Origin of the sequence: Pseudomonas benzenivorans (assembly GCF_033547155.1) — a bacterium.
GTDB lineage: Bacteria > Pseudomonadota > Gammaproteobacteria > Pseudomonadales > Pseudomonadaceae > Aquipseudomonas > Aquipseudomonas benzenivorans_B.
Genome location: NZ_CP137892.1, coordinates 4,120,217 through 4,133,982, shown reverse-complemented (window position 1 = coordinate 4,133,982; position 13,766 = coordinate 4,120,217). Strand labels below are relative to the sequence as shown.

The following is a 13,766-nucleotide window of genomic DNA, read 5'->3' as shown; positions in this document are numbered from 1 at the left end:
CGGCTCGGCTCACGAGAGGCCAGGGGTGTCCGGCCTGGCAGCGGCGCGATCCTGGCCCCTGAGCAGATGGGCCGCCAGGGTGCGCAGGGGCCCCAGTTGGCGGCAGATCAGCGCCAGTTGGGTCTGCACCAGGCGCTGTTGCTCGTCGAGCTCCTCGGGCACCTGCTCCAGTGCCAGGGCCAGCTGCTCCTCGGCGTCGCTGTGAATCGCCACCGGATGCCGTTCGCCGAGCTGGCCGGCGATCTCGTCGAGGCTGCCGGCGATACGCTCGGCATCGGCCAGCAGCTGGGCCTGGTCGGCGCCCAGCAGCCCCTCGCCGCGGTGGGCGCCGAGGCCGGAGAGGTAACTGAGCAGGGTGTGCGAGAGGACCAGGAAGCGAAAGCCGATATCGGCCTGCTTACGGAAGTGCCCCGGCTCCATCAGCATGTTGCCGAGGGTGGAGGACAGCGCCGCGTCGGCATTGTGCGCGTTGCGTCGGGCCAGGCGGTACGCCAGGTCGTCGCGCTTGCCGCTGGCGTACTGGCGGATGATCTGGCGCAGGTAGCTGCTGTTGCAGCTGAGGGTGTTGGCGAGCATGCGTTCGAGGCGCCGGCCTTGCCAGTCCGGCAGGATCAGGAACACCGCGAGCCCGGCGATCAGGCTGCCGAGCAGGGTATCGACCAGGCGCGGCACGATCAGCCCGTAGCCGTCGCCGACCTGATTGAAGCAGAACAGTACCATCAGGGTGATCGCCGCCGTGGCCAGGGTGTAGCGGCTGCTGCGCGTGGCGAAGAAGGCCACCCCGGCGGCCACGGCGAAGAAGGCCTGCATCAGGGTGCTGGGGAACAGGTCGAACAGCGCCCAGCCGAGCACCAGGCCGAGCACCGTGCCGGCGATACGCTGCACCAGTTTGCGCCGGGTGGCACCGTAGTTGGGCTGGCAGACGAACACCGTGGTCAGCAATATCCAGTAGCCCTGGGCCGGGTGGACCCAGTGCAGCAGGCCGTAGCCGGCGGCCAGGGCGATGGCCAGGCGCAGGGCGTGGCGGAACAGCAGCGAGGTAGGCGTGAGCTGCAGGCGCAGGCGTTCGACCACGTCCTTGAACGACTGGGGTTCGCGGTCCAGCAGGCTGCTGTCCTGCTCATCGGCCAGGGCGTCCGGGTTGCTGGCGCTGCCGAGCAGCCGGTCGAGGGTGGCGAGGTTGCCGGCCAGGGCCTGCAGCGAGCGCAGCAGGTGGCGCCAGGCCGGGTTGCTCTGCAGGTGCAGATGGTCGAGGGAGGCGTGCAGGTCCTCCAGGGCCTCGCTGCACAGCTCGCGGTATTCGAAGGGCTGGCGCAGCTCGATGGCCTCGGCCAGGCGCTGGCAGGCCTCGCCGTGCAGGCGCAGCAGGCGCTGGCAGCGGAACAGCACGTCGCTGTGGAAGAACGCCTCGGCCAGCTCGTTGTAGGGGTAGTGCGAAGAGCTGGCGCGCTCGTGGATGTCCTGGGCGAGGAAGTACAGCTTCAGGTAACGACCGACCTTGGGATTGGCCCGGTCGTGGCCGACCCGGTGCAGGATGATCTCCTTGGCGGCGTTCAGCGCCGCCACCACCTGGCCGTTCTGCCGGGCCAGGGCCAGGCGCCGCTGCTCCACGTCGAGCTGGCGCAGCGGCTCGAACAGCGCGGCCTTGAGCTTGAGGTAACGGCCCAGTTCGCGAAACAGCCGGGCCAGGCTGTGCTGCACCGGCTGATGGGCGAACAGGGCGTTCCAGATCACCGAGAGCAGGCCGTACCAGGCGGCGCCGGCCACCAGCAGCAGCGGCTCGGGGCCGAGGCCGGCGCTGCCGCCGCGCTGCTCCACGCCGATCATGCTGTAGATCGCCAGGATCAGGGTCGCCCAGCCCAGGGTGGCGAAGCGCTCGCCGAGGGCGCCGAGCATGGTCAGGGCGAAGCTCGACAGGGCCAGGGCGCTGACGAACAGCCAGGGGTAGGGGAACAGCAGCTCGACCGCATAGGCCGCCGCGCTGAAGCAGCCGAGGGTCACCAGCAGCGCGGTGAGGCGGCCCTGCCAGCTGTCGTCGGTCTCGGCCAGGGCGCTGGCGACGACCCCGAGGAACAGCGGGATCAGCGCGTGCATCCAGCCCTGCGCCCAGCACAGCGCCAGGCTGCCGGCGAGGGCGATGAACACCCGCAGGCTGTAGCCGAATTTGTCCAGCGCCCAGAGGCGGCGCAGGGAGTGGCGCAGAGCGGTGGACGACATCGAAGAACGGCCTTGTTCGCGAGACTTGGAGCGAAGATTAATGCAATAGCCGGACCGGCGACACGTTCCGCCGCCGGGCGCGCCTGCCAGCGGGGGCGCGGGGCGGTGCCGACCTGCGCCACGCCCATGGACTATCCTCTAAGGCAGGCAGCCGCGCCCGCTCCTGGCGACTCATCCGTGGCGGCTGTCATGGAGAGCCCGTGAAGCTTGCCGCGAAGCTTGCGTTACTGCGTCCCGTGCTGCTGGCGCTGCTCGTGCTGTGGCCGGTCGGGCTGCTGGGCGCCCCGGCGACCGTGGTGACGCTGCGGGTCGAGGGCGCGATCGGCCCGGCCAGCGCCGACTACGTGGTGCGCGGCCTGAGCCGGGCGGTGGGGGACGGCGCGCAGCTGGTGGTGCTGAGCATCGACACCCCGGGCGGCCTGGATACCTCCATGCGCGACATCATCAAGGCCATCCTCGCCAGCCCCATCCCGGTGGCCAGCTTCGTCGCCCCGAGCGGCGCCCGGGCGGCCAGTGCCGGTACCTATATCCTCTATGCCAGCCATGTCGCGGCGATGGCGCCGGGCACCAACCTAGGCGCGGCGACGCCGGTGCAGATCGGCGGCATGCCCGGCGCGCCGCCCAAGCAGCCCGAGGCGCCCGACACGGGCGAGGGAGACGGACAAAACGACCAGGCCGCCGACAAGGGCGGCAAGGACGAGAAGGCCGCCGCGCCGGGCGATGCCCTGAGCAAGAAGCAGATCAATGATGCCGCCGCCTATATCCGTGGCCTGGCACAGCTGCGCGGGCGCAATGCCGAGTGGGCCGAGCAGGCCGTGCGCGAGGCGGTCAGCCTGGCTGCCGAGGAAGCGCTGAAGCTCAAGGTGATCGACTATGTCGCCCTCGACCTGGCCGATCTGCTCAGGCAGCTGCACGGCAAGACCTTCACGGCCGCCGGGGTCGAGGTCGCCCTGGACACCGAGGGCGCGGTGCTGATCAGCCACGAGCCGGACTGGCGCACGCGCTTGCTGGCGGTGATCACCAACCCCAGCGTGGCGCTGCTGCTGATGATGATCGGCGTGTACGGCCTGTTCTTCGAGTTTTCCAACCCGGGCACCGGGATCGGCGGCGTGCTCGGCGGCATCTGCCTGATTCTCGCCCTGTATTCCTTGCAATTGCTGCCGGTGAACTACGCTGGAGTGGCCCTGATCCTGCTCGGCATCGCCTTTATCGCAGCCGAGGCCTTCATGCCCAGCTTCGGCGTGCTGGGCATCGGCGGGATCGTGGCGTTCTGCTTCGGCGCGCTGATCCTGATCGACACCGATGTACCGGGGTTCGGCATTCCGCTGGCGCTGATCCTGACCCTGGCGCTGACCAGCGGCGTGGTGATCTTCGCCATCCTCAGCATGGCGCTACGCGCCCGACGGCGGGCCCTGGTCGGCGGCGACAGCGAACTGCTCGGCAGCCTCGTGCGGATCAGTGCGGTGGCGCCGGACGACCCGCAGGGCGGCTGGGTGCAGCTGCAGGGCGAGCAGTGGCAGGTGGTCAGCCAGGCGCCGTTGCGCCCTGGCCAGCAGGTGCGGGTGCTGGCGCGCAAGGGCCTGCTGCTGGATGTTGCCGCAGCCGAAGAGGTGTCTGAAGGAGACTAGTCATGGGTTTCGAATTGAGCTTTTCCGCCCTGGCGGTGCTGCTGCTGGCGCTGCTGATCTCGGCGTTCCGCATCCTGCGCGAGTACGAGCGCGGCGTGGTGTTCCAGCTTGGGCGCTTCTGGCGGGTCAAGGGGCCCGGGTTGATCATCATCATCCCGGGCATCCAGCAGATGGTGCGCGTGGACCTGCGCACCATAGTCCTGGACGTGCCGACCCAGGACGTGATCTCCCGCGACAATGTCTCGGTCAAGGTCAATGCGGTGGTGTACTTCCGCGTGCTCGACGCGCAGAAGGCGATCATCCAGGTCGAGGACTTCCTCAAGGCCACCAGCCAGCTGGCCCAGACCACCCTGCGGGCGGTGCTCGGCAAGCACGAGCTGGACGAGATGCTCGCCGAGCGCGAGCGGCTCAACGTCGATATCCAGCATGTGCTCGATGCGCAGACCGACGCCTGGGGCATCAAGGTGGCCAACGTCGAGATCAAGCACGTCGACCTCGACGAGTCGATGATCCGCGCCATCGCCAAGCAGGCCGAGGCCGAGCGCGAGCGGCGGGCCAAGGTGATCCACGCCGAGGGCGAATTGCAGGCATCGGAGAAGCTGATGCAGGCCGCCGAGATGCTCGGCCGCCAGTCCGGCGCCATGCAGCTGCGCTACATGCAGACGCTGAGCAACATCGCCGGGGACAAGAACTCGACCATCGTCTTCCCGCTGCCGGTCGAGCTGCTGCAGGGCATCAAGATACCCAAGTCATAGGGCGGGCGATCGCGCCTGGTCGTTATCGACCAGGACGGTTCGGGAGGATTCCCTAACGATTCGCCTGAGCTCGCGGTGGGCCCCTGGGGGCCTAGACTCTTTCCATGGATGTCCGGCTTTTCTGCCTGGAGGTTGCTATGCGTATTGGCGTTCCCAAGGAAATCAAGAACCACGAGTATCGCGTCGGTCTGACCCCGCAGTCGGTGGCCGAGCTGACCGCCCTGGGGCATGAGCTGCTGATCGAGACCCAGGCGGGCAGTGCCATCGGCTTCAGCGATGCCGACTATCAGGCCGCCGGCGCGCAGATCGCCGCGGATGCCGCCCAGGTGTTCAACCAGGCGCAGATGATCGTCAAGGTCAAGGAGCCGCTGGCGGTGGAGCGTGCCCGCCTGCGCCCCCATCACACCCTGTTCACCTACCTGCACCTGGCCCCGGATCGGCCGCAGACCGACGAGCTGATGGCCGGCGGCGCCACCTGCATCGCCTACGAGACAGTCACCGATGCGGCTGGCCGCCTGCCGCTGCTGGCGCCTATGTCCGAGGTGGCCGGGCGCATGTCGATCCAGGCCGGCGCCAACTGCCTGGAGAAGGCTCGCGGCGGGCGTGGCGTGCTGCTCGGCGGGGTGCCGGGCGTGGCGCCGGGCAAGGTGGTGATACTCGGCGGCGGGGTGGTCGGTAGCCATGCCCTGGCCATGGCCGTGGGGCTGGGCGCGGACGTCACCGTGCTGGACAAGAGCGTCGACGCCCTGCGCCGCCTGGACAGTCAATACGGCAACCGCATCACCACCCTCTACTCGACCCGCGCGGCGCTGCGTGAGCAGGTGCTGGCGGCCGACCTGGTGATAGGCGGCGTGCTGATCCCCGGGGCGGCGGCGCCCAAGCTGATCAGCGCCGAGATGATCCGGCAGATGCAGCCGGGTTCGGTGCTGGTGGACGTGGCCATCGACCAGGGGGGCTGCGCCGAGACGTCCAGGGCCACCACCCATGCCGAGCCGACCTATGTGGTCGATGAGGTGGTGCATTACTGCGTGGCCAACATGCCTGGCGCGGTGGCGCGCACCTCGACCCTGGCGCTGAACAACGCGACCCTGCCGTTCGTCATCGCCCTCGCCGAGAAGGGCACGCGTCGGGCCCTGGAAGAGGACCCGCACCTGTGCAACGGCCTCAACGTGGCCAAGGGCCTGATCACCTGCGGCAGCGTGGCCGAGGCCCATGGCCTGCCTTATCATTCGGCGACCAGCGTGCTGGAGCACCTGTAGCCAGGCGGCCAAGCGCCCTTTGTCCGGATGCGAGGGCGCCGCATCGGGCCGATTGCGGTCTTATCGCAGGACGCGTCGATCCACGGAGGAGTGCATGACCGATTCGCGTATCAGCCGCCGTCGGCTGCTGGTCGGGCTGGGGGCCGGCGCCTGGCTGCTGAGTGCCCCGGGGGCCTTCGCCGAGCGCCTGCTGACCCCGGCGCAGACCCTCGGGCCCTTCTACCCCGACCAGTTGCCGCTGGATCGGGACAATGACCTGGTGCTGGTCGACGACCAGCTGACCCCGGCCAGCGGCACGGTGGTGCACCTGCACGGGCGCATCGTCGATGCCAACGGCCGGCCTCTGGCCGATGCCCTGGTGGAGATCTGGCAGGTCGACGCCCGGGGCATCTACCTGCACAGCCGCGGCGGCGATCGCGCGCGGCGCGATGCCAACTTTCAGGGCTACGGGCGCTTTGTCACCGGCCGCGACGGCCGCTACCGCTTCCGCACCATCCGCCCGGTGCCCTACCCTGGGCGCACCCCGCATATCCACTTCGCCGTGACCCTGCCCGGGCAGCCGCGTTTCGCCACCCAGTGCTACATCCGCGGCGAGCGCCTGAACGCCCGCGACGCCATCCTCAATGCCATCCGCGATCCCAAGGCACGGGAGCTGCTGATCGTGCCCTTCGTGCCGGTGGCCGGCGCGGTGGCGCGCGAGCAGGTGGCGCGCTTCGACATCGTCCTCGGCCTGACCCCGACGTCCTGAGCGGGGCGCCGCGCTACAGCGGCCAGACCAGCAGCAGCAGGGGCACGCTGACCAGCACCACGATGATCTCCATCGGCAGGCCGAGGCGCCAGTAGTCGCCGAAGCGGAAGCCGCCGGGACTGAGGATCAGGGTGTTGTTCTGGTGGCCTATGGGGGTGAGGAAGGAACAGGAGGCGCCGATTGCCACCGCCATCAGCAGGGAGTCGGGGTTGACCCCCAGCTGACTGGCCGCGCTCAGGGCGATCTGGCACATCACCGCGGCGGTGGCGGCGTTGTTCATGAAGTCCGAGAGGGTCATGGTCACCACCAGCAGCAGGGTCAGCACCAGCACCGGATTGCCCTGGGCCAGGTGCTCCATCAGCAGGCGCGCCAGCAGGTCGGCCGCGCCCGTGGCGGACATGGCCCCGGCCACCGGGATCAGGGCGCCGAGCAGGACGATCACCGGCCAGTCGATGGACTGGTAGAGCAGGCGCAGCGGCACCACCCGCGCCACCATGAACACCAGCACCCCGGCGGCGAAGGCCACCGCCGCCGACAGCAGGCCGAAGGCGGCGACCAGCACCGCCAGCAGCATCACCCCCAGGGCCAGGCCGGCCTGACCCGGGTTGGGGATGCTGATGGCGCGCTCGGCCAGCGGCACGCAGGCATAGTCGCCGGCGAACTCGGCGATGTCCCCCGGTATGCCCTGCATCAGCAGCACGTCGCCGCGCTCGATCAGGGTCGAGCGCAGGCGCTTGATCGAGCGGTGGCTCTGTCGCGAGATCGCCAGCAGGTTGATGCTGTAGCGGCTGCGCAGGTGGATTTCGCTGGCGCTGCGGCCAATCAGCTGGGAGTCGGGGCGCACCAGCAGCTCCTGCAGCACCCTGTCGTCGCCGCTGCTGTCCTTCTTGTCGCTGCCCTTGGCCTTGTCCTTCCTGGCGTCGTCCTTGCTGCCAGGATGGGCCTTGTCCTCGGCATGCTTGTCGTCCTTGGGCGGCTTGGCGGCTTCCAGCTTCAGGCCGAGCTTGCCGAGCACGTCGCCGAGGGCCTCGGGCTCGGCCTCGATCATCAGCACGTCGTCGACCTGCAGGATGCGCCTGGGGTTGGGGGCGGACAGGCGCAGCTTGTTGCGCACCATGCCGACCACCTGGGCATCGGCCTCGTCGAGCAGCTGCTCCACTTCGCGCAGGCTCTTGCCCGCCGCCTTGGCGCCCTCGGCGACCCGTGCCTCGGTGATGTAGGTGCCGGTGTCGAAGCTGGCGGCGCCGGCCACCTCGCGGCGCGGCACCAGGCGCCAGCCGAGCAGGGCGATGAACAGCACGCCGGTCAGCGCCACGGCGACGCCCACCGGGCTGAAGTCGAACATGGCGAAGGGGCCGGCGCCGCTCTGGGTGCGGAAGCTGGAGACGATCAGGTTGGGCGGCGTGCCGATCAGGGTGGTCATGCCGCCGAGGATGGTGCCGAAGGCCAGCGGCATCAGCACGCGGCCGGGGGGCAGCTCCTGCTTGCCGGCGATGCGCAGGGCGATGGGCATCAGCAGGGCGAGGGCGCCGACGTTGTTCATGAAGGCCGAGAGCAGGGCGCCGAAGCCGGTCAGCGCGGCGATCGACAGCATGGCTCCGGCGTTGGCCGGCAGCAGGCGGTGGGCCAGGGCATCCACCGCGCCGGTGCTCTGCAGGCCGTAGCTCAGCACCAGCACGCAGGCCACGGTGATCACCGCCGGGTGGCCGAAGCCGGCGAAGGCCTGCTGGTCCGGCACCAGGCCGGTCACCACGCAGGCCAGCAGGGCGCCGAGGGCGACTATATCGTGGCGCCAGCGGCCCCAGAGGAACAGCGCCACGGTGGCGGCGAGGATGGCGAAGATCAGGCCTTGGTCTTGGGTCATGCGCAGGGTCGATCCTTGAACGGGGGGCAGGGTGGGCGCGGCTCAGACATACTGCGCCGCCGCGTAGCCCGAGGCCCAGGCCCACTGGAAATTGAAGCCGCCGAGGTGGCCGGTGACGTCGAGCACCTCGCCGATGAAATACAGCCCCGGACTCTTCAGCGACTCCAGGGTCTTGGACGACACCTCGCGGGTGTCGACGCCGCCCAGGGTCACCTCGGCGGTGCGGTAGCCCTCGGTGCCGGCCGGCACCAGGCGCCAGTGGCCGAGCCTGTCGGCGATCGTCCTGAGCTCGCCCGGGCTGTACTGTTTCATCGGCTTGGAGACGAACCAGCTGTCGGCCAGCAGGCCGGCCATCTTCTTGGTGAAGAGCTCGGCGAGCAGGGTCCTGAGCTCGCTGTTCGGCCGCGCCGCCTGCTGGCTGGCCAGCCAGTCGGGCAGGTCGAGATGCGGCAGCAGATCGATCTCGATGCTGTCGCCCGGCTGCCAGTAGGAGGAGATCTGCAGGATCGCCGGGCCCGACAGGCCGCGGTGGGTAAACAGGATGTTCTCGCGGAAGCTCTGGCCGTTGCAGCTGACCAGGCAGTCCTCCACCGAGGTGCCGGACAGCTCGCTGCACAGGGCCTTGAGCTGCGGCTCGGTGATGGTGAAGGGCACCAGGCCGGCGCGGGTCGGCAGCAGGCGGTGGCCGAACTGCTGGGCCACCTGGTAGCCGAAGCCGCTGGCGCCCAGGGTGGGAATCGACAGGCCGCCGGTGGCGATCACCAGGGATTCGCAGTTCACCGGCCCGGCGCTGGTGTGCAGGCGGTAGCCGGGGGCGAGTGCGGCGATCTGCTCCACCGAGGTGTTCAGGCGCAGCTCGACGCCGGCCTCGCGGCACTCGGCCAGCAGCATCTCGAGGATGTCGCTGGACTTGTGGTCGCAGAACAGCTGGCCGAGCTTCTTCTCGTGATAGGGCACGCCGTGCTTGCTCACCAGGGCGATGAAGTCCCACTGGCTGTAGCGGGCCAGGGCCGACTTGCAGAAGTGCGGGTTCTCCGAGAGGAAGTTGCCCGGCTCGCAGTACATATTGGTGAAGTTGCAGCGCCCGCCGCCGGACATCAGGATCTTCTTGCCGGCCTTGTTGGCGTGGTCCAGCAGCAGCACCCGGCGCCCGCGCCCGGCGGCGGTCAGGGCGCACATCAAGCCGGCGGCACCGGCGCCGACTATCACCACTTCAGTCACAAGCACAGCCACTTCCTCACAAGCCGACAGGCGCCGCCCGCGCGGCAGCAAATAGCGCGCATCTTACCCGATGGCGGCCGGCCGGCGTGGTCCCGAACTCAGGGGGCGACGACCGCGGCGGCGATGGCCGCCAGTGTCTGTTGCAACTGCGCCGCCGCCGGGCACTCGGCGACACCATGGCGCGCGGCGATATGGGCCGGGTCGTTGTAGCCGAGCCACACCTGGGCCGCCTGATCCTCCCAGACCAGCGCCTTGAGCGGCAGGTCGATGCCGGCGGACTGGGCGCACTCCAGCAGCGGCGTGCCGCCCTGGGGGGTGCCGAAGATCAGCAGTTCGGTGGGGCGCAGCTGCTTGCCGACGCTGGCGGCGCCGGCGGCGTGGTCGATGCGGGCGAACTGGCGGAGGCCGCGCTGTTCGACCTGTTGCACCAGTCGGTTCATGGTCTGGTCTGCGCTGTGGGGGCTTTTCAGCGCCACCAGCCCGTCCGCGGCCTGGACGAGCGAGGCGAAGGTCAGCAGGCCGAGGCCTAGCAGCGATCCTAGGGTGTTCATAGGCGATTCCTCGAATTTGCTGTCAGGAGGTCGCTGTCGGTGCAGCGCTCGACTCCCCTGAGATAGGCGCGATGGTGAACGCCGACTAGTATTGATCAATCCTTTGCTCTGGGCGGCTTGTCATGACCGGGTTGCGTGTCTGGTGTTTGTCGTTTGCCTTGCTGTGCTGGCCGGCCGGTGCCACGGAGGCGCTTAGGCTGGTGGCCAGCCCCTGGCCGCCGTTCAATGACAGCAGTCTGCACAACAATGGCCTGGCGTCGGACCTGGTCAGTACCGCGCTGGCCAAGGCCGGTTATGCCACGCACTACGCCGAGGTGCCCTGGGCCAGGGCCGTGAAGGGGCTGCGCCAGGGTCGTTACGATGTGCTGATCAACGCCTGGTACAGCGATGAGCGTAGCCGGTTCGGCTATTTTTCCCGTCCCTACCTGGTCAATCGCATCAGTTTCCTGCGGCGCAAGGGCGAGGCGCTAGAGTTTCGGCGGCTCGCCGACCTCTATCCCTACCGCATCGCGGTCATGCGCGACTATGCCTATTCCCACGCGTTCGATCACGACCGGCAGCTGACCAAGGTCACCGTCAGCAGTTTCCAGAGCGGCGCCCGCATGGTCTCCGCCGGGCGGGTGGACCTGATGCTGGAGGACGAGTTCGTCGCGCGCTGGCACCTCGGGCGCACGCTGCAGGATATCCGCGATGGGTTGGAGTTCGTGCCACAGCCGCTGAGCGAGAACGGCCTGCATATTCTGGTCAGCCTCGAGCGCCCCGACCACCAGCGCATCGCCGAGGTCTTCGACCAGGCCATCGCGGCGATGCGCGAGGATGGCAGCTACGCCGCCGTCCTGCGGCGCCACGGTTTCTAGTCAGTCGGCGGTGCGCCAGATGCTCAGGCCGCGGCCCTGGCGCTTGGCCTGGTACAGGCGCAGGTCGGCCTGGTGCAGCAGCGTCTCCAGGTCCTCCGGCTCGCCTTGGTACACGCCGGCGCTGAACGACAGCGGCGGCGCGCCGGCGGCATAGTGCAGAGTGGCGCAGCACTCGCGCAGGCGGTCCAGGGTGGCATCCTCGAGCGGGCCGAGCAGGGCGAACTCCTCGCCGCCGAGACGACCGAGCAGGGCATCGGGAAAGGCCTCCGCCAGGGCTCTGGCGAACACCACCAGGGCGCTGTCGCCGCTGGCGTGGCCGTGCTCGTCGTTGATGCGCTTGAAGAAGTCCAGGTCGAGCATGGCCACGCTCAGGGGCTGGTTGCTGCGCTGGGCCTGCTGCAGCTGCTTGAGACCCTGCTCGTAGAAGGCGCGACGGTTGTTCAGGCCGGTCAGGGCATCGTACTGCGCGGCCTGCTTGAGGGCGCGCATCAGGTCGCGGCGCTCCAGGGTCGAGATGACCCGGCAGTTGAGCTCCTCCGGGCAGAACGGCTTGCGCAGGAAGTCGTCGGCGCCGTGCTTGATGAACATGGCGCTGAGCGAGCCCTTGGCGTCGGCGGACAGGCCGATGATGATCAGCTCGTGGCGCTTCAGCTTCTGCCGCAGCAGCTTGACCAGCTCGAAGCCGCTGAGGCCGGGCATGCTGTGGTCGACCACCAGCAGGTCGATGTCCGGCTGCTCCTGGAGGATGCGCAGGGTCTCGTCGCCGTCGCGGGCGTCGAGCAGCTGGAAGCGATGGGGCGTCAGCACGTGGCGGATGTAGTGGCGGGTGGCATCGGAGTCCTCGGCGATGAGGATCTTCACCTGGCTGTTGCTTTCCAGGCGGTGCAGCAGGCGGAAGGCGTATTCGTAGGAGTGCTGGCTCTCCTTGAGCACGTAGTCGACCACGCCCTTGAGCAGCAGCTCGTCGCGCCGCTGCTCGTTGTAGGAGCCGCTCAGGACGATGCACGGCAGACGGTGACGCATCACCAGGTCGACGCTCTCGCCGTTGGGGGCATCGGGCAGGTGCAGGTCGACGATGGCGGCGAAGAACAGCTCGGCGGAGGCCTCCAGCATCACCTCGGCCTCGGCCAGGGAGGCGCAGAACAGCGGCTGCAGATCCGGCTCCTGGCGGAACAGGTGGTCGAGAATCTTCAGCACCAGGGGGCTGTCTTCGATGACCAGGATGTTGCGCACCGTCTCGTTCTCCTGAAGGTCTGGCTCAGAGCACGCGCACGCGCACGGAGCGGCCCTTGACCTTGCCCTCGTTCAGGCGCTTGAGCGCCTGCTTGGCGATGCCGCGCTCCACCGCGACCAGGGCCTGGAAGTCGAAGATGGCGATCTTGCCGACCTGGGCGCCGGGAATCCCGGCCTCGCCGGTGAGAGCGCCGAGGATGTCGCCGGGGCGCAGCTTGTCCTTGCGTCCGGCGGCGATGCACAGGGTGACCATCGGCGGCTGCAGCGGTTCGCCGGCTTGCGGCTTCAGGCTGTCCAGCGGCTGCCAGCTCAGGGCGCCCTGCTGCAGCTCCTCGATGGCCCGCGCGCGGTGCGCCTCGGCCGGGGCCACCAGGCTCACCGCCAGGCCCTTGGCGCCGGCGCGGCCGGTGCGGCCGACGCGGTGGATATGGGTCTCGGAGTCGCGGGCCAGCTCGACGTTGATCACCAGGTCCAGGCCCTCGACGTCCAGGCCGCGGGCGGCCACGTCGGTGGCCACCAGTACCGACAGGCTGCGGTTGGCGAACATCGCCAGCACCTGGTCGCGCTCGCGCTGCTCCAGGTCGCCGTGCAGCGCGGCGGCGCAGATGCCGTTGGCCGTCAGGTGCTCGACCAGCGCCTGGCACTGCTGCTTGGTGAAGCAGAAGGCCACGCAGGACTGCGGGCGCAGGCTGGCCAGCAGCCTGACCACCGCATCCAGGCGCTGCTCCGGGGCGATCTCGTAGAAGCGCTGTTCGATCTGGCTGTCGTCGTGCAGGGCTTCCACTTCGACCCGTTGCGGCGCGCGCATGAAGCGGGCGGCCAGCTGTTCGATGCCGGCCGGGTAGGTGGCGGAGAACAGCAGGGTCTGGCGGCGACTCGGGGTCTGCTCGATGATCGCGGCGATGCTGTCGTAGAAGCCCATGTCGAGCATGCGGTCGGCCTCGTCGAGGACCAGGGTGTTGAGCCCGTCGAGCTTCAGGCTGCCCTTGTCCAGATGCTGCTGCACCCGTCCCGGGGTGCCGACGATGATCTGCGCGCCGTGCTCCAGGGAGCCGATCTGCGGGCCCAGGGGCACGCCGCCGCACAGGGTCAGGACCTTGATGTTGTCGCCGGCGCGGGCCAGGCGGCGGATCTCCTTGGCCACCTGGTCGGCCAGCTCGCGGGTCGGGCACAGCACCAGGGCCTGGCAACCGAAATAGCGCGCATTGAGCGGATGCAGCAGGCCGATGCCGAAGGCCGCGGTCTTGCCGCTGCCGGTCTTGGCCTGGGCGATCAGGTCCTGGCCCTTGAGCATCACCGGCAGGCTGCGGGCCTGGATCGGCGTCATCTGCGCGTAACCGAGGGACTCGAGGTTGGCCAGCATGGCGGCGGACAGTGGCAGGGCGTTGAAGGCGGTGGATGTCACGGTAGAGACCCGATAGGAGCGAAATGAC

At 69.1% G+C, this 13,766-nt stretch carries 11 protein-coding genes; 5 read left to right on the top strand and 6 right to left on the bottom strand.

What is annotated here, in order from left to right:
• Nucleotides 1–9: 9 nt before the first annotated feature.
• Nucleotides 10–2,217, bottom strand: coding sequence for a YccS family putative transporter (gene yccS, locus SBP02_RS19120; protein ID WP_318643981.1), 2,208 nt, complete (start codon nt 2,215–2,217; stop codon nt 10–12).
• Nucleotides 2,218–2,417: 200 nt separating this feature from the next.
• Here yccS and SBP02_RS19115 point away from each other — a divergent pair, with 200 nt between their 5' ends.
• The 4 genes from SBP02_RS19115 (at nt 2,418) to SBP02_RS19100 (ending at nt 6,607) form a co-directional block, all read left to right on the top strand.
• Nucleotides 2,418–3,845 carry an NfeD family protein gene (locus SBP02_RS19115; protein WP_404824345.1) on the top strand — a complete coding sequence of 476 codons (1,428 nt, stop codon included), beginning with the start codon at nt 2,418–2,420 and terminating at the stop codon, nt 3,843–3,845.
• A 2-nt stretch (nt 3,846–3,847) separates the two neighbouring features.
• Complete coding sequence (locus SBP02_RS19110) at nt 3,848–4,600, top strand: slipin family protein (protein ID WP_318643980.1); 753 nt, start codon at nt 3,848–3,850, stop codon at nt 4,598–4,600.
• Between the two features lie 137 nt (nt 4,601–4,737).
• Nucleotides 4,738–5,859 (top strand): alanine dehydrogenase, encoded by a 1,122-nt coding sequence (gene ald / locus SBP02_RS19105; protein ID WP_318643979.1) that lies wholly within the window; start codon nt 4,738–4,740, stop codon nt 5,857–5,859.
• Nucleotides 5,860–5,953: 94 nt separating this feature from the next.
• Nucleotides 5,954–6,607 (top strand): protocatechuate 3,4-dioxygenase, encoded by a 654-nt coding sequence (locus tag SBP02_RS19100; protein ID WP_318643978.1) that lies wholly within the window; start codon nt 5,954–5,956, stop codon nt 6,605–6,607.
• A gap of 13 nt (nt 6,608–6,620) precedes the next feature.
• Here SBP02_RS19100 and SBP02_RS19095 read toward each other — a convergent pair whose 3' ends face one another.
• The 3 genes from SBP02_RS19095 to SBP02_RS19085 all read right to left on the bottom strand — a co-directional run bounded on the left by SBP02_RS19095 (nt 6,621) and on the right by SBP02_RS19085 (nt 10,243).
• Nucleotides 6,621–8,471, bottom strand: coding sequence for an SLC13 family permease (locus SBP02_RS19095; protein ID WP_318643977.1), 1,851 nt, complete (start codon nt 8,469–8,471; stop codon nt 6,621–6,623).
• A gap of 42 nt (nt 8,472–8,513) precedes the next feature.
• Complete coding sequence (locus SBP02_RS19090; RefSeq protein WP_318643976.1) at nt 8,514–9,698, bottom strand: BaiN/RdsA family NAD(P)/FAD-dependent oxidoreductase; 1,185 nt, start codon at nt 9,696–9,698, stop codon at nt 8,514–8,516.
• Nucleotides 9,699–9,790: 92 nt separating this feature from the next.
• Complete coding sequence (locus SBP02_RS19085; protein ID WP_318643975.1) at nt 9,791–10,243, bottom strand: DUF302 domain-containing protein; 453 nt, start codon at nt 10,241–10,243, stop codon at nt 9,791–9,793.
• A 122-nt stretch (nt 10,244–10,365) separates the two neighbouring features.
• Here SBP02_RS19085 and SBP02_RS19080 point away from each other — a divergent pair, with 122 nt between their 5' ends.
• Nucleotides 10,366–11,100 carry a substrate-binding periplasmic protein gene (locus tag SBP02_RS19080; RefSeq protein WP_369958580.1) on the top strand — a complete coding sequence of 245 codons (735 nt, stop codon included), beginning with the start codon at nt 10,366–10,368 and terminating at the stop codon, nt 11,098–11,100.
• On the opposite strand, the gene SBP02_RS19075 is transcribed toward SBP02_RS19080, so the two are convergent.
• Nucleotides 11,101–12,333, bottom strand: a complete 1,233-nt coding sequence (locus SBP02_RS19075) for a diguanylate cyclase domain-containing protein (protein WP_318643973.1) — start codon at nt 12,331–12,333, stop codon at nt 11,101–11,103.
• Nucleotides 12,334–12,358: 25 nt separating this feature from the next.
• Nucleotides 12,359–13,738 carry an ATP-dependent RNA helicase DbpA gene (dbpA, locus tag SBP02_RS19070; protein WP_318643972.1) on the bottom strand — a complete coding sequence of 460 codons (1,380 nt, stop codon included), beginning with the start codon at nt 13,736–13,738 and terminating at the stop codon, nt 12,359–12,361.
• Between the last annotated feature and the right edge of the window lie 28 nt (nt 13,739–13,766).

Bases quoted from the DNA above. Each gene is read 5' to 3' on its own strand.
- SBP02_RS19110 (WP_318643980.1), top strand. From the start codon at position 3,848: ATGGGTTTCGAATTGAGCTTTTCCGCCCTGGCGGTGCTGCTGCTGGCG.
- ald (WP_318643979.1), top strand. From the start codon at position 4,738: ATGCGTATTGGCGTTCCCAAGGAAATCAAGAACCACGAGTATCGCGTC.
- SBP02_RS19085 (WP_318643975.1), bottom strand. From the start codon at position 10,243: ATGAACACCCTAGGATCGCTGCTAGGCCTCGGCCTGCTGACCTTCGCC.
- yccS (WP_318643981.1), bottom strand. From the start codon at position 2,217: ATGTCGTCCACCGCTCTGCGCCACTCCCTGCGCCGCCTCTGGGCGCTG.
- SBP02_RS19080 (WP_369958580.1), top strand. From the start codon at position 10,366: ATGACCGGGTTGCGTGTCTGGTGTTTGTCGTTTGCCTTGCTGTGCTGG.
- SBP02_RS19095 (WP_318643977.1), bottom strand. From the start codon at position 8,471: ATGACCCAAGACCAAGGCCTGATCTTCGCCATCCTCGCCGCCACCGTG.
- SBP02_RS19100 (WP_318643978.1), top strand. From the start codon at position 5,954: ATGACCGATTCGCGTATCAGCCGCCGTCGGCTGCTGGTCGGGCTGGGG.